Genomic DNA, 22,031 nt, shown 5'->3' on the forward strand with positions numbered 1-22,031 from the left:
GGTGTGCCGCGCCCCGTCCCCGTGTGCGCCACGCCCGTCGAGGAAGGTCCCGGATGTCGCCATCGGCTGAGCCGCCTGTTCCCGTGCGTCCTCCCGCGCTTGCGCGCGGCGGTATCGACCGCTGCGCCGACGAACGCAGCGCACCGGATCTGCTCGCGCGTCTGCGGGGCGAGGCGCCGACGCGGGTTGTCGCGGTGCACGGCGATCGCGCGCCGCTCGACGGCGACGGCGCTCTGCTGACGGTACCCGTCGGACACATCCGCGAGGGGGTGTCGTGGGCGTTCCTCGGGCGGGATGCCGAGGGAGCGGCAGTGCTGCTCGCGGCATCCGGCGCCGACGAGGACATCCCCGTGGCCGCGCATCCCGCCGACGCGTGGGGGTCGTTGCGCGCGATCGGCGGCGAGATGTCGGCCACGGACGCCGGGCTGCTCGTCGAGGCGGTCGCCCTCGGGCGTTGGCTGGTCGAGGCGCCCTTCTGCTCCCGCTGCGGTGCGCGCACCGAGGAGCGCACGGGTGGGTGGGCGCGTCACTGTCCGGTGTGCGGGCGCGAGCACTTTCCGCGCACCGACCCCGCCGTCATCGTCGCCGTGATCTCTCCGGACGGCTCGTCGCTGCTGCTGGGCAAGAACGCGCTGTGGGCGGATCGCAATCTCTACTCGACGTTCGCGGGCTTCGTCGAGGCGGGGGAGTCGCTGGAATCGGCGATCGTCCGCGAGGTGCAGGAGGAAGCCGGCGTGCTCGTCGAGGCGCTGCAGTACCGGGGGTCTCAGTCCTGGCCCTACCCTCGGTCACTCATGCTCGGCTTCCATGCGACGGCGGCGGACATGTCCGCGGCTCGCGCCGACGGCGAGGAGATCGTCGACGTGCGGTGGATCTCGCGCGAGGAGATCCGTGCGGCGCTGCGCGGCGACGGCGATATCCTGCTTCCCGGCACGACGTCCATCGCGCACCGCCTGATCGCCGACTGGGCGGGGGACCCGGCGTGAGCGGACGTGCGCTTGAGGGCCTCGACGACGAGCAGCGGGTCGCGGCGGCGATGCTGCGTGGACCGGTCTGCGTGCTCGCGGGAGCCGGCACCGGCAAGACACGCGTGATCACCCACCGCATCGCCCACGGGGTCGACACCGGCGCCTACTCACCGTCGCGGGTGATGGCGGTGACCTTCACGGCGAAGGCGGCGGGGGAGATGCGCGGGCGTCTTCGGGCGCTCGGCGTCGAAGGGGTCGCGGCGCGCACGTTTCACGCGACCGCGCTGGCGCAACTGAACTTCTTCTGGCCGCAGCTCGCCCGCGATACGGCACCGTCGATCATCGACAACAAGGTGCGTGTGCTCGGGCAGGCCGCCGACAGCCTCGGCCTCCGTCTGGACGGCACCACCCTGCGCGACGTCGCCAGCCGCATCGAGTGGCGGAAGGTCGCGATGCGAACGATCGATCAGGATGCCGCTGCACACCCCGAGGGCCTCGGCAACACGCTGGATGCGCAGGTGCTGGCGGATCTGCAGCGGCGCTACGAGAAGGTCAAGGACGAGCGGCGTCAACTGGACTTCGAAGACGTGCTGCTGGCGTGCGCCGGGATGCTGGAATCGGAGCCGCGGGTCGCAGCCGCGGTGCATGAGCAGTATCGCCATCTGACGGTCGATGAGTTCCAAGACGTCTCGCCCGTGCAGCACCGCCTGCTGGAGCTCTGGCTCGGGGATCGGCGCGATATCTGCGTCGTCGGCGACGCGAGCCAGACCATCTACTCGTTCGCCGGGGCCGACCCGCGCTACCTGCTCGGATTCCCGGACCGCTACGAGGAGGCCACCGTGGTGCGCCTCGAACGCAACTATCGCTCCGACCCCGCGATTCTCGGGGTCGCGAACGCGCTCATGCGCGGCCGACCGGGCGCCCTCGCGCTGCGGTCGGATCGTTCTGCGGGCCCGGTCCCCTCGGTCACGACCTATGACGACGATCAGGCGGAGGCCGAAGGCGTGGCGACGGCGGTGGCCGCCCAGCTCGCGTCGGGCATCGAGCCGAACGAGATCGCCGTGCTGTATCGAGCCAACGCGCAATCGGCGCCCGTGCTCTCGGCCCTGGCCGCGCGCGGAATCGCCGCGACCGTTCTCGGCGGCAAGCGGTTCTTCGATCTGCCCGAAGTGCGTCAGGCGGTCTCGCTGCTGCGGGGCGCCTCCGTCGCGCCCACCCCGAACGGTCTGGTCGCGGCGGTGCGCGACGTGCTGCGCTCGGTCGGCCTGACCGATGATCCGCCTCCGGCCGGCGGAGCGCTGCGTGACGCCTGGGAGGCACGCGCAGCCGTCCTGCGTCTGGCCGAGCAGGCGCCGGAGGGCACCACTTTGCGGGCATTCACCGACGAGCTGATGGTGCGCGGACGTGGTCAGCATGAGCCCACTCTGCGCACCGTGACACTCGCCACGCTGCATGCGGCCAAAGGCCTGGAATGGGATCACGTCCATCTCCTCGGCCTCGCGGAAGGACTCCTGCCGATCTCCTACGCCACCGGTTTCGACGAGATCGACGAGGAACGACGACTCGCGTACGTCGGCGTCACGCGGGCTGCGCGTACCCTCTCGATGAGCTGGTCGCAACGGTCGGGATCGCGCTCACGTCAGCGCTCCCGCTTCCTTCAGGAGATCGGCACAGGCACTGTGCGTGCGGCCGGTGCGCATGCCACGTCCGCCGGACGTGGGCGAGGCTGAGCCCGACCGACATGCTCGTGTGTGCCTGCCCGGAGCGCTCCGTGGGCGCGTCCAGGGCGTCGCGCAGGAGCCGGCCGGTGAGGACTCCGGCTTCGATCAGCAGACCGGGATCCGTGCGCACCGGATCACGACCGAGTAACTGGGCGGCGATGAGCGGCCACTGCGGGTCCTCGGCGGTGCGGCGTGCGTGCTCGCACGCGGTGCACGCCGTCGCACCGGGGATGACCACGGGTCCGACGCGCACGCGGTCACCGGCGAGCTCGATGGGGATGTGGGTGACGTCGGCGCGCATGAGCCGCGCGGCGCGGCGCGGGCACATGAGCCGGTCGGCGACGACGATCACCGGCACCCCGCGCTGCGGCGCGTCGACGGCCCAGGTGCTGATCGAGACGCGCGCCAGGCCTGCGGCGTCCCACCCTGCCAGCAGCGCTTCACGCTCGGCGCTCGTCAGCGACTCGGGCACCTCCACCCGCACGGCACGCGGGGTCGGTGGTTCTCGGATGAGGGCCTGCTCGATTCGTCCCGTGAACTCCGCGGCCTCCGCGGCCGTGGCCCCGAAGCTGCGTGCCAGAGGTCCCAGTCCCGCATCGGCCACGCCGTCGGCAAGGGCGTCGAGGAGGCGCTCCTGCCAAGGGAGCACGCCGTCGACGCGGATCGCCGGATCCGTGCCGAGCTGGAGACTCGAGGGCGTGCGCCACAGCGGCGGGGACGAAGCGGCCAAGCGGAGCATGTCCCGATTCTGAGGCGAGACGGGCCCCCGTGCCGCGACTTTCCACAGCCGCGACACGTGCGGGTGTCCAGACCCGTGAGGGGGAGGAGGCCTCGTCGGATCACACCGGGCGCGGATCCTCCGGACCGTCGTCGTCGGAGGCTTGCGCGCCGGGTTCGCCGGTGGCGTGCTCCGCCTCCTCGGCCGCTTCGGCCAGCAGTGCGTCCAGCGCCTCGTCGAGGGCGTCCCGTTCGGGGTCCTCGCCGCGCTCGTGGGCCACCAGACGCGCCACGAGCGCCTGCGGGTCGTCGATGTCACTCGCCCCCGGCATGAGGTCGGGGTAGTCCCAGAGTCGGTCGCGGGCCTCGATGCCCACGGCATCCGTCACGGCGCGCCACATCGCCGCCGCTTCGCGCAGTCGTCGCGGGCGCAGCTCCAACCCGACGAGGGAGGCCATCGCCTGCTCGGCGGGACCGCCTACGGCTCGCCGGCGACGCACGGCCTCGGCGATCTTCGCCGCGGCGGGAAGGCGCGAGGTCGCGTCGGCGGTCACGACATCCACCCAGCCTTCGATGGTCGCCAGGAGGTTCTCGAGCCGAACAAGCGCGGCATCCTGCGCGGGCGTGCGTTGAGGAAGCAGCGCCCCGGACTCGAGGGCGGAGCGCAGCTCCTCCGGTGAGGACGGGTCGAAGCGCGACGCGAGGTCTTCGAGGGCGGTGGTGTCGACGTGGATGCCGCGGGCGAACTCGGTCACCTGGGTGATCACGTGCAGCCGCAGCCATCGGGCGTGGCGGAAGAGGCGAGCGTGCGCGAGCTCACGGGTTCCGAGATACAGCGCGAGCTGGTCGTCGGTCACGTCCAGGTCACGGCCGAAGTCGGCGAAGTTCTGCGGCAGGATCGCCGCGACGCCGTCGGGCATGACGGGAATGCCGACATCGCCGCCGGACACCACCTCCTGCGACAGGCGTCCGATGACGCCGCCGAGCTGAGCGGCGAACAGCGAACCGCCCACGCGTCGCATGAACGTGCCCGCTCCGGCGACGAGCTGTCGCATCTCCTCCGGGGTCTGCTCGTCGATCGCGGCCGTCAGGGCCCCCGCGATCGAGTCGGCGACGGGCTCGGCGAGCTCCTGCCAGACCGGAAGCGTCGTCTCGACCCACTGTCCGCGGGTCATCGCCTGCGCCGGGGCCGCAAGGTCCGAGATCGTCGTGGCCTCGCTCAGCCAGAGGGTTGCGAGGGCGAAGGCCTGATCGAAGTCGTGGCGAGCGCCCGTCGTGATACCGAGCCCGTCCTTGTTCGCCAGGTGCAGAGCCTGCGTCTTCGCCGCGCTCCAGTCGATGCCGTCATCGCTGCCGGTGGCGAAGGCGTGCTGCATCTGCGCCATCATCTGCTGCAGCATGGCGGGATCCACGCCCATGCGCGAGAGGCTCTCGAGCTGTTCGGGGTCAAGGCCTGCGCCTCCACCACCGAGCAGGTTCCGCAGCAGTTCTTGGAAGTCGTCTTCGGGGCGGTCGGGAGTCTCATCAGCCATATCAGGCGCCTTTCAGCAGGCGGATACCGTCGCGTTCTACGCTAATGGCTGGACTTCCCCGCACGGCCGCCTCGGCCCGCCACGGAGGATGTCCCGTGTACGCCGATCGCGAACGATCGGCCGGGAGGATCTGCTGTGGCACTGTTCGACGAGGGCACGACCGTCGTGCCCGCTCGCCGCCGTCCGGTGTCCCGCCCCCTGCGCGTCGGAGTCTGGGCTCTCGCTGTCGCCCTCGTGGCGTTGCTGACGCTCACACTGCTGCCGAGCACCTACGTCATTCAGCGTCCGGGCCCCGTCTTCAACACGCTGGGGTCGGCCCCGGACTCCTCGGGCGCCGATGTGCCGCTGATCACCGTGAAAGGCGCGCCGACCTTCCCCACCTCCGGTGCACTGGACCTGCTGACGGTGCAGGTCGTCGGCAATCGCGAACGCACCCCGTCGTGGTTCGAGCTCGCCCTCGCCTGGTTCGACCCCGCGAAGGCGGTGCTGCCGCTGGACGACGTCTTCCCGCAGGGGCAGACGACGCAGCAGCGCAACCAGGAGAGCGCGGTGATGATGGTCGACTCGCAGAAGGAGGCGACGGCTGCCGCTCTCACGCAGCTCGGCTACGACGTCAAGCCGATGGTGGAGGTTTACGCACTCACCGACGACTCCGCAGCGCAAGGCATCCTGCAGAAGGGTGACGTCATCCGCAGCGCGAACGGTCAGGCGATCACCGAGACCGATCAACTGCGCACCATCATCAACGCCGGTGCGGGCGCTCCCGTGCGACTCGCGATCGAGCGCTCCGGCGCGAGCGAGAACGTCGAGGTGACCCCCAAGCAGGCGACCGTCGACGGCAAGAGCACGTGGCTCGTCGGCATCTCGACGATGCACGACTACGACTTCCCGATCGACGTCACCCTCCAGCTCAACAACGTCGGCGGGCCCAGCGCCGGCATGATGTTCGCCCTGGGGATCATCGACACGCTCAGCGATGGGAACCTCAACGGCGGCGCGCAGGTCGCCGGCACCGGGACGATCGACGCCGCCGGCACCGTCGGGCCGATCGGTGGCATCCGCCAGAAGATGTACGGCGCGGTCGGCGCCGGAGCGACGTACTTCCTCGCCCCCAGAGATAACTGCGACGAAGTGGTCGGTCACGTTCCGTCCGGTCTTCGCGTCTTCTCGGTCGCCACGCTCAAGGACTCGCTGCAGGTGTTGTCGACGATCCGCGACAAGGGCGACCTCGACGCGCTGCCGACCTGCCGCTGAGCTCACGGCATCCTGGAAGGTTGGTCGGCGTCCCGCCAGAATCACCCCACCTAGGATGGTGGTGTGACCACGACCTCAGCGCCGAATCAGGCCACGCCGAACCCCGTCCGTCGCGCGATTGCCATCACGCTCGCGGTCATCGCGGTCGTCGTGGTGGGCTTCTTCGTCTTCGCGAGCCTCTACGCCGATTGGCTCTGGTACGACCAGCTCGGGTTCTCGAGCGTCCTGTGGACGCAGTGGACGGCGCGCGTGATCATGTTCGTCGTCGGCTTCCTGGCGATGGCGGTGCCCGTGTTCATCGCGATCCAGCTCGCCTACCGACTGCGTCCGGTCTATGCCCGGCTGACGTCTCAGCTCGATCACTACCAGGAGGTCGTGGAGCCGCTTCGTCGGTTGGCGATGTGGGGCATCCCGGTCTTCTTCGGCTTCTTTGCGGGCTTCGCCGCCTCGGCGCAGTGGGAGACGGTCTGGCTGTGGTTCAATCGCGTCGATACCGGCGACCTGGACCCGCAGTTCCAGATGGACACCGGGTTCTACATGTTCTCGCTGCCATTCTTCAGTTCGGTCCTCGGGTTCGCTTCTGCCGTGCTGCTCGTCTCGCTGCTGCTGTCGGCGCTCGTGGCGTATCTGTACGGGTCGGTGCGCATCGGGCAGCGCGAGCTGCGCATCTCGAAGGCCGCGCGCATCCAGCTTGCGGTGCTCGCGGGCCTCTACCTGCTCGTGCAGGGCGTGAGCATCTGGCTCGACCGCTACAAGACGCTGACGCAGCAGAGCGATCGCATCACCGGCGCCAGCTACGTCGACGACCACGCGGTCATCCCCGGCCTCACGATCATCGCCATCGCGGCCGCGATCGTCGCCGTTCTCTTCTTCGTGACGGCGATCATCGGCCGGTGGCGGTTCCCGCTGATCGGTGTGGGCCTTCTCGTCGTTTCGGCGCTGGTCGTCGGCGTTGCGTATCCGTGGGTCGTGACCAACCTGCAGGTGCGTCCCAACCAGGAGACCCTGGAGAGCACGTACTACCAGCGCAACATCGACGCCACGAAGAAGGCGTACGGCATCGACGGCCTGACCAAGAGCGACTTCCAGGCGGTCACGAACGTCGCCCCCGGCCAGCTGCGCTCCGACGCCCAGACGACGGCGTCGATCCGCATCATGGACCCCGCCATCATCTCGCCCACGGTGCGCCAGATCGAGCAGTACCGCGCGTACTACCAGTTCACCAACCCGCTCGACGTCGACCGCTATCAGATCGACGGCAAGTCGCAGGACACCGTCGTCTCGGTGCGCGAGTTGAACATGGCCCAGCTCGGACAGGCCGCCTCCTGGTACAACTCGACGCTCGTCTACACCCACGGTTACGGCATGGTCGCGGCCAAGGGCAACGAGCGCACGGCCGACGGCAACCCCGTCTTCATCGAGCGCGGCATCCCGACCACGGGCGCGCTCACCACGAGCGAGAAGTATGAGCCGCGCATCTACTTCGGCGAGAACTCGCCGCCGTACTCGATCGTGGGTGCGCCGGAGGGCACGCCCGACATCGAGCTGGACTACCCGCGGGGCACGGGCGATGCCGCCCAGACGAAGACGACGTTCCAGGGCAACGGCGGGCCGAACGTGGGCAACCCGTTCAACCGCCTGATCTACTCGTTGAAGTTCCAGTCGACCGACATCCTGCTCTCCGACGGCATCAACGCGGACTCGCAGATCCTCTACGATCGCGATCCGATCGACCGGGTGAACAAGGTCGCGCCGTACCTGGAGCTCGACAACGACCCGTACCCGTCGGTCGTCGACGGACGCATCGTCTGGATCGTCGACGGTTACACGCTGAGTGCCAACTACCCGTACTCGTCGATCGTGAGCCTTCGCGATGCGATCAGCGATACGACGAACACCACGCCGCGGGTGGCCCTCGACGACGTCAACTACATTCGCAACTCCGTCAAGGCCACCGTCGATGCGTATGACGGCAAGGTGACCCTGTACGCGTGGGACGACACCGATCCGCTGCTGAAGGCGTGGCAGAAGATCTACCCCTCGACGGTCAAGCCGCTGTCGGACATGAGCGCCGACCTCATGAGCCACGTGCGCTACCCGACCGACCTGTTCAAGGTGCAGCGCGCGATGCTGGGCACCTACCACGTCGACGACGCGGGCTCGTTCTACCAGCGCGACAACGCCTGGAAGACCCCGAACGATCCCACGCAGAAGAACCCGGTGCTCCAGCCGCCGTACTACCTGACGATGAAGATGCCGGGACAGGATGCCGCGAGCTACTCCATGTTCACGACGTTCATCCCGGGCGGTGACGACACCCGCAACGTGCTCATGGGGTACCTGTCGGTGGACTCGGATGCCGGGGCCACGGCGGGCGTGAAGAGTCCGAACTACGGCAAGCTGCGCATGCTGGAGATCAACGCCGAGACGCCGGTGCCCGGACCCGGACAGGTGCAGAACACGTTCGACGCCGATCCGAGCGTGTCTGCGTTCATCAACATTCTGAAACAGGGACAGTCGGATGTCATCAACGGCAACCTCTTGACGTTGCCGGTCGGCGGGGGACTGCTCTACGTCCAGCCGGTGTTCGTGCAGTCGTCCGGCTCGACGAAGCTTCCGACGCTGCAGAAGGTGCTCGTGGCCTTCGGTAACCAGGTCGCCTTCGAGAGCACGCTCCAAGATGCGCTCGACAAACTGTTCGGTGGCGACTCGGGCGCGAGCGCCGGGGACGGCGACGTCACCCCGTCGGCGACGCCGAGCCCCTCTGCGACCGCCGGCTCGGGGTCCGGCTCGGGTGCGACCGGCGGCGGCACCGGGACCAGCGTCGAGTTCCAGGCGGCGCTCAAGGACGCGCAGCAGGCGATGCTGGATCGGCAGAGCGCCCTGACGCAGGGCGACTGGACGAAGTACGGCGAAGCGGACGCACGGCTGACGGCGGCGCTGCAGAAGCTGATCCAGCTGGAGGGTCAGGGCTGAGTTCGCACGCAGGAGCGAAGGGCCGGGGGCGTGATGCCTCCGGCCCTTCTGCGTGGTCGCGTGAGGATGCGCGCGCCGGGGTCGTCAGCGGCCGAGCGCGTACCAGATCAGCAGCAGCGTGACCGCGAAGCCCGTGAACTGATTGAGCCAGAGGAAGCGATCCCACCCGCGGGTGGCACGCTCGGCATCCTGGTCCGCGACGTTGCGGTACGGCCAGACGGTGACGATGTAGGGCAGCGCGAGTACCGCTGCCAGTGGGCCCGGCCATGCGGCGCCGAGCATCACGATGCCCGCGGCGGCGTAGCCGGCGATTGCGAGGCGGACGGTGGTGCGGGCACCGAAGACCGTCGCGATGGACGAGATGTCGGCCTCTCGATCCGCCACGACGTCCTGCACGGCCCCGAAAGCGTGTGAGGCGATGCCCCAGAGGGCGAAGGCGACGATCACGGCGCTCAGCTGCCACGTCCACGTCGCGCCGGCGAGCACCAACCCGTACACGGCGGGGGAGAAGAAGTGGATGCTGCTGGTCATCGAGTCCGCGACGGGACGTTCTTTCAGACGAAGCGGCGGCGCGGAGTAGAAGACGACGAAGAAGAGGCTGATCGCGAGCACCAGCCAGGAGATGGGTGTGCCGACCAGTACGAGGTAGACGACGAACGGCAGGCACGACAGAGCGGCCGCCCAGAGCGTGGTGGCGTGCAGGCGACGCTCGAGCACGGCGCCGTGGGCGCCACCCTTGCGGGGGTTGCGCAGATCGGACTCGTAGTCGAAGACATCGTTGATCCCGTACATCGCCAGGTTGTAGGGGATCAGGAAGAAGACGGTGCCGACGATGAGGGTCGCATCGATCCTTCCGGTCGTGAGGACGGTGGCCGCCGCGAAGGGGTAGGCCGTGTTGACCCAGCTGACCGGTCGGGAAGAGACCAGGAGCTGGCGTGCGGTGGCGGTCGCGGTCATCGTGCGGGCTCCGTCTCGGTGTCGGTCGGGGCGGGAGGGACGCGTCGACGCGGGCGGAGAAGCTCAGCGATGGCCGGGACGGCGAAGGCGGCCACGATCGGGTAGGACAGGTCCTCGATGGGTGCCAGGCCCACACGGATGCCGCTGATGAGCGCGTCGGGGTAGGTGAACAGGCCCGCCGCGATCATCGCGTTGTCGAAGATCACGGTGAGTACGACGAGGATCACGGCCGTCACGACGCTTGCCGCCAGCCGCCTGCGCAGTGCCGGACGGCGAGCCGTCGCGGCGAACGCGAGCAGCCCGAGGACGGTGAACGGCGCGACGATCAGGGCGTACGTCATAGCGCCTTCCGCACCCTCCCGCCCCGTGCGGTCAGCACCCGGAGCACGGCAGCGTGGACGACCAGCGCCAGATAGCACAGGAAGGCGAGGAAGACCGGTTCTTCGATCGGAAGGTGCGGGGCCAGGTCGATCCCCAGAAGATAGGGGCTGTCGCCCTTGACGAACACACCGGTGGCGATGCCGACGGCATCCCAGGCGAGAAAGAACACGGTCCCGACGAGGACCGCGGCGATGGCGCGCCCCCTCGTCGGACCGACGGGCCCGGCCGCCGGCCACAGCACGAGTCGCAAGCGCGCATCCAGCACGATGATCCCTCCCAGCGACACCAGGAGGATGAGCAGATAGGCGCCGGGCATCTCAGGCGTCGTCTCGGCCGGGGCCGACGCCCCGTCCTGCCCCGACACCGCTCGGTTCTGGCAGGCGGGCCGCGCCGTCGTCGCCGCGAAGCCGTTTGACGACCAGTTCGGCGGAGATCAGGCACATCGGAAGGCCGATGCCCGGCAGCACCGACGTGCCGGCGTAGAACAGTCCGCCGACCTTTCGCGATGCGTTGCGAGGTCGGAAGACGGCGCTCTGAGCAAGAGTGTGCGCGAGCCCCAGAGCACCGCCACGCCACGCCCCCAGATCGGCTTCGAAGTCGGCCGGCGCGATCGTGCGTCGCACGCGGATGCGGGCCGCGAGGTCCGGGATGCCGGTCCATGCGGCGATCTGGGCGATGACGCGATCCGCGGCTTCCTCGATCAGGGGCGCTCCTTCTCCACCGATCCCACCGCGCCCGAGCGACGGGTCGGCGGGCATCGGAACGAGTACGAACAGGTTCTCGCTGCCGACCGGTGCCACCGTCGGGTCGGTGGCCGACGGGCGGCACACGTAGAGCGAGGCGGGGTCGGGGATGCGCGTGTCGCGGCCGAACACGTCGCCGAAGTTCTTCTGCCAGTCGCGGGCGAACAGCAGCGTGTGGTGAGCCAGCTCCGGCAGTTCGCCCTCGACGCCGAGCAGCAGCAGGAGGGCGCCCGGGCCCGGATTGCGTCGTCGCCACCACCGTTGCGGGTAGGTCTGCAACGACGCGGGCAGCATCGTCGTCTCGGTCGCGTGCAGGTCTGCCGAGGAGACGACGATGTCGGCCTCGTGCACCGTTCCGTCGGCCAGGCGGATGCCGATCGCGCGCGCGTCCTGAGTGAGGATCTCCGCCACCGGCGACGACGTGTGCAGCGTGGCGCCCTGGGCCTCGGCGACACGGGCGACGGCCGCGATGACCTCCGTGAAGCCGCCCTGTGGGTAGAGGACCCCTTCGTCCAGATCGAGGTGGCTCATGAGGTGATACAGGCTCGGTGCGTCGAAGGGTGACGACCCGAGGAAGACGGCCGGATAGCCCAGGATCTGGCGAAGGACGGGATCGGAGAAGCGGCGTGCGACGTGATCGTGGAGCGAGCGGGTGAGCAGGGGGGCGAGGCGGGGGAGCTGGCCGGCGACGGCCGGGGATCGCAGACCCTTGGTGGAGGCGTAGGTGTCGTACAGGAATCGCGACACGGCAAGCTCGTACGCATCGTGCGCCGAGTCGAGGTACTCGTCGAGGCGGGCTCCGGCCCCGGGCTCCCGGCTCTCGAAGAGCTCCCGCGCCTGAGCGCGACCCGACACGACATCGATCGGGGTGCTGGATGCGTCGCCGTCGGGCTCGGGGTAGACACGATAGGCGGGGGTCAGTGGGATGAGATCGAGCTGCTGGGCCGCCGTCGTGCCGCACAGGCGGAAGAAGTGATCGAAGACCTCCGGCATGAGATACCAGCTCGGTCCGGTGTCGAAGCGGAAGCCATCGCTCTCCCACGAGCCCGCGCGCCCGCCCACCTCATCCGCGGCCTCGTGGAGGTCGACCCTCCAGCCGTCGCGCGCGAGCAGGGCGGCGGTCGCGAGCCCGGAGATGCCTCCGCCGATGACCAGGGCCGTGCGGCTCATGGGGTGCTCCGTTTCGGGGGGCGGCCGGCGAGGGCGCGAGCCGCGATGGTTGCTTTGACGGGAGTGGGCACCGAGACGCGCACGGTCTCGTCGTCGTCGCGCAGGCGGCGGGCCAGCTCGGCGAACAGCCCGTGTGCGGTCGTCACCGCGCGCCGGCAGTCGACGGGCAGGTCGGCGATCGCCCGGGCCGCGGCATCCAGGTCGGCGTCGATGCGGTCGAGGACGGCGATCCGGTCCCGGTGTCCGTCCTGGAGGCCGAGGTAGTCACGGCCCAGTCGGTTCTCGTCGTCCGCGCGGTCGCGGAGGAAGTTGACGTCCTGGAAGGCGGCGCCGAGGCGGCGGGCGCCCTCGACCAGCGTCGGGTCGGGGCTCAGCGGCGTGCTGCGACCGGCGTTGACGAAGATCTGCAGGCACATCAGACCGACCACCTCCGCCGACCCGTACACGTAGGCGTCGTGCGAGGCGTCGTCATGCTGCGTGCGCGTGAGGTCGGTGCGCATGGAGGCGAAGAAGGGGCGGATGAGATCATGGCCGATCCCGCATTCGCGCGCCGCCAACGCGAACGCGTGAACGATGAGGTTGGTGCTGAAGCCGCGCGCGACCGCCGCCAGCGTCTCGGCTTCGAGCTCGTCCAGCAGCAGCCGCTGGGTGGGTGCCGGCAGGCCGGTCGCCTCGGCCGCGCCGTCGACGACCTCGTCCGCGACCCGTACGAGTGCGTAGACGCTGCGCACATGCGTGCGCACGCGCGGGCCGAGCAGGCGGCATGCCAGCGCGAACGACGTCGAGTAGGCCGTGATCACGGTCGCGGCCGCGTCCTGCGCGCACCGGTCGTACAAGGATCCACCGCTCACGGGATGCGCCCCTCGACCGTGTTCGCGACTTCGGCCAGCAGCGCGACGGCGGCAGGCGGCAGCGACGGCGACGCGGCCCGCGAGCGGGCTCGGCTGAGGCGATCGTGAATGAGGGCGACCAGGTCGTCGCGTGCGCCGCTGGCCTCGAGTTCGCGCTGTGCGCGCCGCACGGCGATCGGACCCGTATGCGCGACGGCGAGAGCCGAGCTGACCCGCGGCCAGGCGGCGGTGTCGCGCGCGAGCGCGATGAGAGGAGTGCGCTTGGCTTCGCGAAGGTCGGCCCCCGGGTCGCGGCCGGCCTGGCGACGTGAGCCGAACGTCCCGATGAGGTCGTCGACCAGCTGGAAGGCGAGCCCGAGGTCGGCCGCGGCGAGCGAGAGCTGCGCGCGGGCGGCATCGGTCGCCCCGGCCATCACCGCTCCGGCCAGCAGTGGTGCTTCGAACGAGTAGGCGGCCGTCTTGTCGTGGGCGGCGCCGAGCAGCGCGTCGGTTTCGGGATAGTCCGCGCGGGCGGCGTGCTCGACGTCGGCGAGCTCGCCGGATGCCGAGACGAGGATCGCGTCGTCGAGAATCTGAAGCAGGGCGACGCGGGTCGGAGCATCCACGGGGGCGCACGCGACCAGTCGGCTGGCCTCGAACAGCAGGAGATCGCCGGCGAGCACGGCCGCGGCGTCGCCGACGGTCGCCGCCTGGTCGCCCGACGCTCCGAAAGCTTGCGCACGAGTGCGGAAGCGACCCGCGACGTTCGGGATGCCGCGTCGCTCCAGATCGCGATCGATGAGGTCGTCGTGCACGACGAAGGCGGTGTGCAGCAGCTCGAGGGCGACGGCGACGTCCCAGACGGCCGCATCGGCGGCGTCGGACGACCCGCCGAACGCGCGGTACGCCGCGACGACGAGCGCCGGCCGCAGGCGCTTGCCGTCGGCGGTGGCCGCGGCGGTAGCGGCTGCCAGCGCCCGGGCGCCATCGCCGAGCGGCGCGGCCCGCCGTTCGAGGCGCTCGAGCGCGCCGCCGACGGCGGCGTCGATGCTCTGCCGCGCGTCGTCGTCGAGGAGCGTGATCACGACGCTCTCCGCACGCTGGCTTCTTCGAAGACGCCGAGCTGCTCGGCCTGGAGCACCAGCCACGGGCTGAAAGCCCAGGGGGTCGCCCGCAGCGAGACGGCGAGATCGGATGGATCGACCCAACGGGCCTCGGCGACCTCAAGCGGGTTCAGTCGCGGTTCGTCGTCGACGAGAGCGGTGTAGACCGGGCAGATCTCATGCTCGACGATGCCGCTCGCATCGACCGCGCGGTAGCGGAAGAGCGGCAGGGCGATCTGCACGTCGCGCAGGGCGACACCGAGCTCCTGCTCCGCGCGGCGGTGCACTGCGTCGATCACCGGCTCTGCCGGTCGCGGGTGTCCGCAGAAGGAGTTGCTCCACACCCCCGGCCAGGTCTTCTTGTCGAGCGCTCTGCGTGTGACCAGGGTTTCGCCGCGCGAGTTGTACACGTGGCAGGAGAATGCGAGGTGGAGTGCGGTGTCGGTGCCGTGGACGCTCGCCTTGGGTGCCGTGCCGATCTCATCCCCGTTGTCGTCGAGCAGGACCACGTATTCTGTCGGGGACACGATCTTCTCCTTATTGCTAGTTTAGCTAGCGATTTTAAGGGATACTACCTTTCGAGTGAGGGGGTGTCCAGCGTGACAGACCGATGGATCCCGACGACAGACCGCGACCAGCTCGTGCGCGACGCGCTCGTCGCCGTGCGCTCGTTCAGCGATTCTATGGACCGCATGCACGGCGTGCTGCGCAGCGACATGGACATGAACGGATCCGATCTGGCGGCGCTGCGCATGCTGATCGTGCGAGAGCAGCGGGGTGAGTGGGTGTCGCCCCATGAGATCGCGAGACACCTCGCGATCTCGACGGCCTCGACGACGAAGCTTCTCGATCGCCTCGCCGAGCGGGGACACATCGAACGCCGTCCTCACCCGGCCGATCGGCGCGCCCGCATCGTCGTGCTCACCGACCGCGCCCGGAGCGAGTTCTATCGCCATCTCGGCGCGCGCATGGCGAAGATGCGCGATGTCATGGACGCCTACAGCGATGACGAGCTGCGTGCGATCGCCCGCTTCCTCGACGACATGGACGACGCGATGGTCGACTGAGTCGCGCGTCGGGCTCAGAAACGAAGAAGGCGTCCCGATCGGGACGCCTTCTTCGTTGACCGGATGACACATCCGATCGATTGGTTGCGGGGACAGGATTTGAACCTGCGACCTCTGGGTTATGAGCCCAGCGAGCTACCGAGCTGCTCCACCCCGCGGCACAAGGAATAGCCTAACACGGGTTTCGCGTGCCGGAGTACACGGGCGGGTACGGCCGGTCATTGCTCCCGACGCGGTGGTCGGGGAGGATGGGACGAACGCCCGGCCGCCCTCCGAGAGGACACCACCGATGAGAACGGATGCCGTGGGTGTCGCCGTCGCCCAGTTCGCGCCCACGGCGGACAAAGCCGACAACCTCCGCGTCATCGACGAGCTGAGCGGCGAGGCCGCCGCTCGTGGCGCCGCGGTGGTGCTCTTCCCCGAGTACGCGAGCTACTTCGTCGATCCGTTCGATCCCACGCTCGCTGCCAACGCGGAGGACCTGGACGGAGCATTCGTCGCAGGGCTGACGGAGATCGCGGCACATCGCGGTGTCGTGGTGGTCGCCGGCCTGGTCGAACGCGGCGCGGCCGACCGCGTGCGAAACACGGTGGTTGCCGTGGACGCTGCGGGAGTGCGGGCCGTCTCGCGCAAGCTTCACCTCTACGACGCATTCGGACAGCGAGAGTCCGATTGGGTCGAACCGGCACCGGTCAGCGCTCCCGAGACCTTCGACGTGGGCGGTCTGACGATGGCGCTCATGACCTGCTACGACCTGCGCTTTCCGGAGGTGGGGCGCGTGCTCGCCGACGCGGGCGCCCACGTGATCCTGGTGGCTGCGGAGTGGGTCAGGGGACCGCTGAAGGAGCACCACTGGCGGACGCTTCTGCACGCGCGTGCCATTGAGAACACCCTGTATGTCGCCGGCGCCGATCACCCGCCGCCGCTGGGCGTGGGCGCTTCGGTGGTCGTGGACCCTCAGGGCGTCGAGATCGCCGGGATCGGAACGGCGACGGATGTCGCGGTCGGTTTTGCGGATGCCGGCACCATCGACCGTGTCCGGCGCGTCAACCCGGCGCTGCAGTTGCGGCGGTTCAGGGTCGAGCCGCGCTGATCAGCGCCAGTCGGCGGCTTGCCTCGGCGATGACGTCCATCCGTTTGCAGGCAGCGAAGCGCACCAGCGTGGCATAGTCGGGGCGGTGTTCGGGAGCGACGAACGCCGTGAGCGGAATTGCCACGACACCCGCGCGTGCCGGCAGCTCGCGGCAGAACTGGGCCGCGTCGATTCCCGGTTCCATCAGCGCCGCGGCATCCGCCACCGTGAAGTACGAACCGGCTGGCGTCGACACCGTGAACCCAGCGGCGTTCAGCCCTTCGGCGAGTCGGTCGCGTTTTGCCCGCAGCGTGGCCGCGATACCGGCGAACACGGCGTCGGGAAGCCCGAGCCCGACGGCGACGGCGTCCTGGAACGGCGTCGTACTGACGTAGGTGAGGAACTGCTTGACCGCCAGGACGGCGTCGATCAGGTCGGCGGGACCGGTGATCCACCCGATCTTCCATCCCGTGGTAGAGAACGTCTTGCCCGCGGAGGAGATCGACAGGGTGCGCTCTGCGGCTGCGGGATCTGTCGCGATCGGAACATGGGCGCCGTCGAAGACGAGGTGTTCGTACACCTCGTCCGTGACGATGAGAGCGTCGTGATGCTCTGCCAGCCGGACGATCTCGGCGCGCACGTCCGCGGAGAAGACGGCGCCGGTCGGATTGTGTGGATCGTTCACCAGGATGATCCGCGTGCGGTCGGTCACGGCGGCCGCAAGGAGGTCGAGGTCGGGCTGGAAGTCGGGCCATCGCAGCGGCACGGTGACCAGTCGCGCGCCGGTCAGCGCCACGATGGCCGCGTACGCGTCGTAGTAGGGCTCGAAGACGACGACCTCGTCCGCAGGGGAATCGATCAGCGCCAGCAATGTGGCGGCCAGCGCCTCGGTCGCTCCCGCGGTCGTCACGACCTCGCGGTCGGGATCAACGGTGAGCCCGTAGAAGCGCGCCTGATGCGCGGCGATCGCTTGGAGCAGGGCGGGGACGCCGCGACCAGGCGCGTATTGATTGCGTCCGTTCGCGATGGCCGCGCGGGCCGCCTCCAGAACCACGGCGGGGCCGTCCTCGTCGGGGAAACCCTGGCCGAGGTTGATCGCCCCCGATTGTGCGGCCAGCGCACTCATCTCCGCGAAGATCGTCGGGGCGGCGACTCCCGATGCGGACAGTAGTCCCGCGCCCTGTGCCGTGCGGCGCCACGTGCCGGGAATCTCTCGCATCGCGCTCAGGCTACATGCATAGGCTGGGCGAGGTGCGGGCATAAGCAACACACAGAATCGCGCGACATCCTGGTCAGGTCTTGGGAAGAAGGAAGCACACATGAGCGAGAACACCCCCACCAACAGCGAACCGCAGGATGACGCCGCGCAGGGCATCGATGCCGCGCAGCAGCGTGAGACCGCGCCGGAGCGTCCGCCGCTGCCCGAGCAGTCGGCCACGCACGCGGCCCAGAGCTCACCGGAAGCAGCCCCGACGGCGCCTCCCGCGCCCGTCGGCGCGCCGGAGCACAACGCCGGTTACGCCGCGCAGGCGCCCTACACGGCCCCGACCGCGCCGTCCGCTCACGCGACGAGCCCTCAGGCTCCCCACACCGCGTACCCGGCCCCGTCCTACTCCGGCGCGGCATTCGGCACCTCCGCCTTCGGCGCGCAGCCCACCGCCGCGTACCCGGCTGCGACCACGAGGCCCGAACACGCGCCGTCCGCAAAGCTCGGCGCCGGAAAGATCGTCGGCATCATGGTCGCCGCGGCGCTCGTCGGCGGTGCGGCCGGCATCGGCGGCGCGGCGGCGGGGGCGTCGTTCCTGCCGCAGTCGCAGACGGTGGTCAACGGAGCCCCGTCCACGGTCACGGTGAACAACACGGCGTCGGTCAACCAGACGACGGCGATCGCCGCGAAGGTCGTCCCGAGCGTGGTCACGATCTCGGCGACGGCCGGTTCCTCGGGCGGCACCGGATCCGGCGTCGTGCTCACCTCCGACGGGTACGTGGTGACGAACACGCACGTCGTCACCCTCGACGGTCAGTCCGGCGATGCCAAGTTGTCGGTCACCGCATCCGACGGCAAGGTGTACGCGGCGACCATCGTCGGCACCGATCCGACCTACGATCTCGCGGTGATCAAGCTCACCGACGCATCGGGACTGACGCCGATCGAGTTCGGCGATTCGTCCAAGCTCAACGTCGGCGACGCGACGGTCGCCGTCGGTGCGCCACTGGGGCTGTCGAACACGGTGACCACCGGCATCGTCAGCGCGCTCAACCGATCCATCCAGATCGCCTCGTCGGCGGCGCCGAAGGGCGACACGCAGGACCAGACCCCGCAGCAGGGCGACGGCAACGGTTCGCCGTTCCAGTTCGACTTCGGTCAGGGGCGGCAGCAGGCCACTCCGCAGAGCTCCATTTCGATCGCGGTGATCCAGACGGATGCCGCGATCAACCCCGGCAACTCCGGCGGCGCTCTCGTGGACGGCAACGGCAAACTGATCGGCATCAACGTCGCCATCGCCTCGGCCGGCGGCTCGAGCTCGAGCGGCCAGTCCGGCTCGATCGGTGTCGGCTTCTCGATCGAGTCCGACATCGTCAAGCGCATCACCGACGACCTGATCAAGAACGGCACCGCCACTCATGGTCTGCTCGGCGCGGGGGTGCGTGATGCCGCCACGCAGGAGGGCGCGACGACCGCCGGAGCGTACATCGCGGAGGTGACCTCGGGCGGTGCCGCTGCCGCCGCGGGCCTGCGCAAGGGCGACGTCGTGACGTCCTTCAACGGCGTTCCGATCACCAACGCCACCGACCTCACGGCTCAGGTCCGCGCGCTCGCCGCCGGGTCGAAGGCGACCATCGTCTACGACCGTGGCGGAAAGACCGCCTCCGCCGAGGTCACGCTGGGCCAGCTTCAGCAGTAGCGATGCTCACCGCTCGCAGACACCGGGCGACACCGAAGGCCACCGTGCGAGTTCTTCGCGCGGTGGTCTTCGTCGTCGGATGCGAGGGCTGCGGAGTCAGTGGGCGAGCAGACGCTCGATCGCCGACAGCGGGATCGCGAGCCACGCGGGTCGGTGCCGCGCCTCGTAGATGGCCTCGTAGACCGCTTTGTCGAGTTCGAGCGCGTTGAGCAGAGTCACCGCGGGCGCGCCGCCGGTGTCGGCATAGCCGGCGAGGAAGGCGGCGCGCGCCGCGCGGGCCCAGGCCTCGGCATCCTCGTCGACGGCAGCGTCGTGCTGCTGCGGAGCACGCTGCAGACGCAGAGAGCCCGCGACGTAGTCGAACGACCGCAGCATCCCGGCGATGTCGCGCAAGGCGAGATCCGGTGCGCGTCGCTCGGCGATCGGTCGCATCGGTTCCCCCTCGAAGTCGAGCAGCATCCAGCCCCGCGTCGGCGAATGCAGGACCTGGCCGAGGTGGTAGTCGCCATGCACTCGCTGCAGGGCGGGCCAGGAGGAGGCCTCGGCGGCGGCGTAGATCCGGTCGATTGCCGCCGCGTGGGCGGCGAGCGCAGGCACTTCCACCGCCGCGATGGCACGTCGTCGCCGCCACGCCGCGCTGATGGCGCGCCGGGCGACCCCGTCCGCGCGCGGGGTGGGGAACAGGCGGGCGAGATCTCGATGGACCGCGGCGGTGACCTGACCGAGGGAGGCGGCTTCGGCGGTGAAGTCGGTGTTGACGGCCGCCGCGGCCAGCGCCACCCGCCAGGCGTCATCGACGTCGGGCAGGAACTCCTGCGCGAATGCCAGCGATCCCCGCTCTGAACCGCCGCCCGGCGCCATCGTCCAGCGGCCGTCGAGATGGCCCACGACGGGGGGAACGTGGCGGCTGCCGGCGGCTGCGAGGGCGGACTGGAGTTCGATGTCCGGGTTGATGCCCGGATGCAGGCGGCGGAACACCTTGCAGATCGTCGGCGCGGCGTCGCGTGGACGGTAGATGATCGAGGTGTTCGACTGCTCGCCGACCAGCACCTGCGACGGACCGTCCAGATCGCTGCGACCCAGTTCGGCGAGCAACGCCGAGGCGAATGCGTGATCGTGCGGTCCGTCGATCAACGCACGACCCTCGTGGACCGCGATCGTCCACGGCTCCGTGACATCGGCGGGACGGGTCACGAGCGGAACCTGATAGACGATGGCGTTCTCGTCGTCGCCGTCGGCGACGATCAGGACCTGAACGGCCGCATCCGGGTCGCCGGTCGTCAGCTCGCGTTCGTCGAGAATCCGCAGGCGGGGTGAGCGTCCGGTCGGCGAGTACCACCGCTGCTGCGGCATCCACACAGCCAGGTGCCCCAGCGTCGTCTGCATGCGTCGAGGCTAGTCAGGGTGGTCACGGGCTGTCGAGGTCGCCGGTCTGATCGTTGCCGTCGCGGTCGGCCTCCGTCGAGGGCGATGACGTCGTGAGAAAGGTCTCGAGCGGAACCGAGATCGCGACGCCAGCAGCGCCGAACACACCGAGATCGTCGAACGGCGGCGGCAGCACTTCTGCCGGCTGCGGCTGTTCCCGCGGGTCTGCGGGCAGCCCGCCCCACTCGGACGGATCCTCGGGCCGACTCTGGAAGATACCCATGCGCCCATTGTGCGCGATGCGGCTGCGACGAGCGCTCGCCGCGCGGGATCACCCGGGTTCGCGGTCCCCGTCATCCGGTGTGAGGGGCCGACCGGACGTGCGCGCGCCGCGCCGCGGAACGAGACCGGCGACGGCCGTCACGGCCGATCGCCCGCGGTCGCCGATAGTGCTGCCGGTGCGCCGGACGAAGCCGAACGCGGTGCTCTCGAGACGTGTCGCGCCCGGCCGTGGCTCGAGTTCGGCGGGGTACTGCAGCGGCGCTCCTCCGAAAGCGCGCCGGGATCCGACCACGACGCGTCGCCCGAGCAGGTGATTGCCGGTGCCGCCCACGGCGGCACCGATACCGAAGGGGAGAGCCTTGCCGATGACGGATGCGCCGCCCTTGGCGGCGAACTGGCGGATGAAGGCCGACTTCAGCCTGTCCACGAGAGGGCCCACGGCGGCGCGAGGCAGCGACTTCGTGATCAGTTCGCCCCAGTACGTGGGGCGGGGCGTCCCCGTCCCGGCGAGCTGTCGCCCGAGCTGCGCGACGAGATCGACACCCTCCTTGCCGAGCATGAGCGTCAGCACGAGGGCGCGCGCCCGGTCGGGGTTCTCGACGCGGATGCCGTGCAGCTCCGCCAACGACTGCGCGAACAGCGCGGTCGCTTCGAGGAAGCCCACCGTCTCGACGCCGGACAGGGCCAGGGTCATGCCGGTGCCGATGCCGGGCACCACGGCGGTGGCCCCCACGGCTGCGCCGCCGGTGGTCACCGCGGCGAGGTAGCGGCGTTCGAGCATGCGGACGATGTCGCTGGTCGAAGCGTCGGGGTGACGCAGGCGGATGCTGCGCAGATGTGCGATCACGGCGGGACGCTGAACCTGAAGGACCCGGTCGAGTGCGCGAATGGTCCGGGGGTGCTCGGGGGACCCCTCCGGGGGCAGGCCGCCGGCCCACGGCGCGTCATCGGGGAGCGTGTGGATGCGGGGAATCTTGGCCATGACGG

The 22,031-nt window shown here is 69.8% G+C and carries 19 protein-coding genes and 1 tRNA gene; 7 read left to right on the top strand and 13 right to left on the bottom strand.

Features of this window, described 5'->3' with window-relative positions; genetic code table 11:
* Positions 1–53: 53 nt before the first annotated feature.
* Together nudC and ABS64_RS03265 are read left to right on the top strand one after the other, a co-directional pair.
* On the top strand, positions 54–986 hold the full coding sequence (gene nudC, locus ABS64_RS03260) for an NAD(+) diphosphatase (RefSeq protein WP_288120644.1): 933 nt from the start codon (positions 54–56) through the stop codon (positions 984–986).
* Positions 983–2,698, top strand: a complete 1,716-nt coding sequence (locus tag ABS64_RS03265; RefSeq protein ID WP_288120642.1) for an ATP-dependent helicase — start codon at positions 983–985, stop codon at positions 2,696–2,698. The genes nudC and ABS64_RS03265 overlap by 4 nt, the downstream gene beginning before the upstream one ends.
* 830 nt (positions 2,699–3,528) lie before the next feature.
* Here the strand turns inward: ABS64_RS03265 and ABS64_RS03270 are convergent.
* Entirely contained in the window at positions 3,529–4,938 is a 1,410-nt protein-coding gene (locus ABS64_RS03270; protein ID WP_288120640.1) for a zinc-dependent metalloprotease, read from the bottom strand.
* Between the two features lie 135 nt (positions 4,939–5,073).
* Between ABS64_RS03270 and ABS64_RS03275 the strand changes: the two genes are divergently transcribed.
* Positions 5,074–6,192, top strand: a complete 1,119-nt coding sequence (locus ABS64_RS03275; protein ID WP_005053626.1) for a S16 family serine protease — start codon at positions 5,074–5,076, stop codon at positions 6,190–6,192.
* A 63-nt stretch (positions 6,193–6,255) separates the two neighbouring features.
* Positions 6,256–9,168, top strand: a complete 2,913-nt coding sequence (locus ABS64_RS03280; RefSeq protein ID WP_292680820.1) for a UPF0182 family protein — start codon at positions 6,256–6,258, stop codon at positions 9,166–9,168.
* Between the two features lie 84 nt (positions 9,169–9,252).
* On the opposite strand, the gene ABS64_RS03285 is transcribed toward ABS64_RS03280, so the two are convergent.
* From ABS64_RS03285 to idi, 7 genes are read right to left on the bottom strand one after another with little or no spacing between them, the layout of a single operon-like run.
* Positions 9,253–10,125 carry a prenyltransferase gene (locus ABS64_RS03285; protein ID WP_292680823.1) on the bottom strand — a complete coding sequence of 291 codons (873 nt, stop codon included), beginning with the start codon at positions 10,123–10,125 and terminating at the stop codon, positions 9,253–9,255.
* Positions 10,122–10,466: a lycopene cyclase domain-containing protein gene (locus ABS64_RS03290; protein ID WP_292680826.1), complete on the bottom strand. Its 345-nt coding sequence runs from the start codon at positions 10,464–10,466 to the stop codon at positions 10,122–10,124. The genes ABS64_RS03285 and ABS64_RS03290 overlap by 4 nt, the downstream gene beginning before the upstream one ends.
* Complete coding sequence (locus ABS64_RS03295) at positions 10,463–10,822, bottom strand: lycopene cyclase domain-containing protein (protein WP_292680828.1); 360 nt, start codon at positions 10,820–10,822, stop codon at positions 10,463–10,465. Before ABS64_RS03295 ends, ABS64_RS03290 begins: the two co-directional genes overlap by 4 nt.
* Before the next feature lies 1 nt (position 10,823).
* Positions 10,824–12,419 (bottom strand): phytoene desaturase family protein, encoded by a 1,596-nt coding sequence (crtI, locus tag ABS64_RS03300; protein ID WP_061683054.1) that lies wholly within the window; start codon positions 12,417–12,419, stop codon positions 10,824–10,826.
* Positions 12,416–13,270 (bottom strand): squalene/phytoene synthase family protein, encoded by an 855-nt coding sequence (locus ABS64_RS03305; protein WP_005053613.1) that lies wholly within the window; start codon positions 13,268–13,270, stop codon positions 12,416–12,418. The genes crtI and ABS64_RS03305 overlap by 4 nt, the downstream gene beginning before the upstream one ends.
* On the bottom strand, positions 13,267–14,334 hold the full coding sequence (locus ABS64_RS03310; protein ID WP_292680836.1) for a polyprenyl synthetase family protein: 1,068 nt from the start codon (positions 14,332–14,334) through the stop codon (positions 13,267–13,269). The genes ABS64_RS03305 and ABS64_RS03310 overlap by 4 nt, the downstream gene beginning before the upstream one ends.
* Entirely contained in the window at positions 14,331–14,879 is a 549-nt protein-coding gene (gene idi / locus ABS64_RS03315) for an isopentenyl-diphosphate Delta-isomerase (protein ID WP_292680839.1), read from the bottom strand. The genes ABS64_RS03310 and idi overlap by 4 nt, the downstream gene beginning before the upstream one ends.
* A 63-nt stretch (positions 14,880–14,942) precedes the next feature.
* On the opposite strand from idi, the gene ABS64_RS03320 reads away from it, so the two are divergent.
* The gene (locus ABS64_RS03320) at positions 14,943–15,419 is read left to right on the top strand and encodes a MarR family transcriptional regulator (protein WP_292680842.1); all 477 of its coding nucleotides are present in this window, start codon (positions 14,943–14,945) and stop codon (positions 15,417–15,419) included.
* An 81-nt stretch (positions 15,420–15,500) separates the two neighbouring features.
* On the opposite strand, the gene ABS64_RS03325 is transcribed toward ABS64_RS03320, so the two are convergent.
* Positions 15,501–15,577 (bottom strand) — tRNA-Met (locus ABS64_RS03325).
* Positions 15,578–15,708: 131 nt separating this feature from the next.
* Here ABS64_RS03325 and ABS64_RS03330 point away from each other — a divergent pair.
* Positions 15,709–16,512: a carbon-nitrogen hydrolase family protein gene (locus ABS64_RS03330; RefSeq protein ID WP_292680845.1), complete on the top strand. Its 804-nt coding sequence runs from the start codon at positions 15,709–15,711 to the stop codon at positions 16,510–16,512.
* On the opposite strand, the gene ABS64_RS03335 is transcribed toward ABS64_RS03330, so the two are convergent.
* On the bottom strand, positions 16,493–17,710 hold the full coding sequence (locus ABS64_RS03335) for an aminotransferase class I/II-fold pyridoxal phosphate-dependent enzyme (RefSeq protein WP_036288465.1): 1,218 nt from the start codon (positions 17,708–17,710) through the stop codon (positions 16,493–16,495). The genes ABS64_RS03330 and ABS64_RS03335 overlap by 20 nt on opposite strands.
* Positions 17,711–17,810: 100 nt before the next feature.
* On the opposite strand from ABS64_RS03335, the gene ABS64_RS03340 reads away from it, so the two are divergent.
* Entirely contained in the window at positions 17,811–19,397 is a 1,587-nt protein-coding gene (locus ABS64_RS03340) for a trypsin-like peptidase domain-containing protein (protein ID WP_292680849.1), read from the top strand.
* A gap of 96 nt (positions 19,398–19,493) precedes the next feature.
* Here ABS64_RS03340 and ABS64_RS03345 read toward each other — a convergent pair whose 3' ends face one another.
* Genes ABS64_RS03345 through ABS64_RS03355 form a run of 3 tightly spaced genes read right to left on the bottom strand, consistent with a single transcriptional unit; the run spans position 19,494 to position 22,026 of the window.
* Complete coding sequence (locus ABS64_RS03345) at positions 19,494–20,783, bottom strand: aminoglycoside phosphotransferase (protein WP_292680852.1); 1,290 nt, start codon at positions 20,781–20,783, stop codon at positions 19,494–19,496.
* A gap of 22 nt (positions 20,784–20,805) precedes the next feature.
* Positions 20,806–21,045 (bottom strand): hypothetical protein, encoded by a 240-nt coding sequence (locus tag ABS64_RS03350; RefSeq protein WP_051498812.1) that lies wholly within the window; start codon positions 21,043–21,045, stop codon positions 20,806–20,808.
* A 48-nt stretch (positions 21,046–21,093) separates the two neighbouring features.
* Entirely contained in the window at positions 21,094–22,026 is a 933-nt protein-coding gene (locus ABS64_RS03355; RefSeq protein WP_292680858.1) for a hypothetical protein, read from the bottom strand.
* Positions 22,027–22,031: the final 5 nt, after the last annotated feature.

Source organism: Microbacterium sp. SCN 69-37, assembly GCF_001724435.1.
In the GTDB taxonomy this organism is placed as follows: domain Bacteria; phylum Actinomycetota; class Actinomycetes; order Actinomycetales; family Microbacteriaceae; genus Microbacterium; species Microbacterium laevaniformans.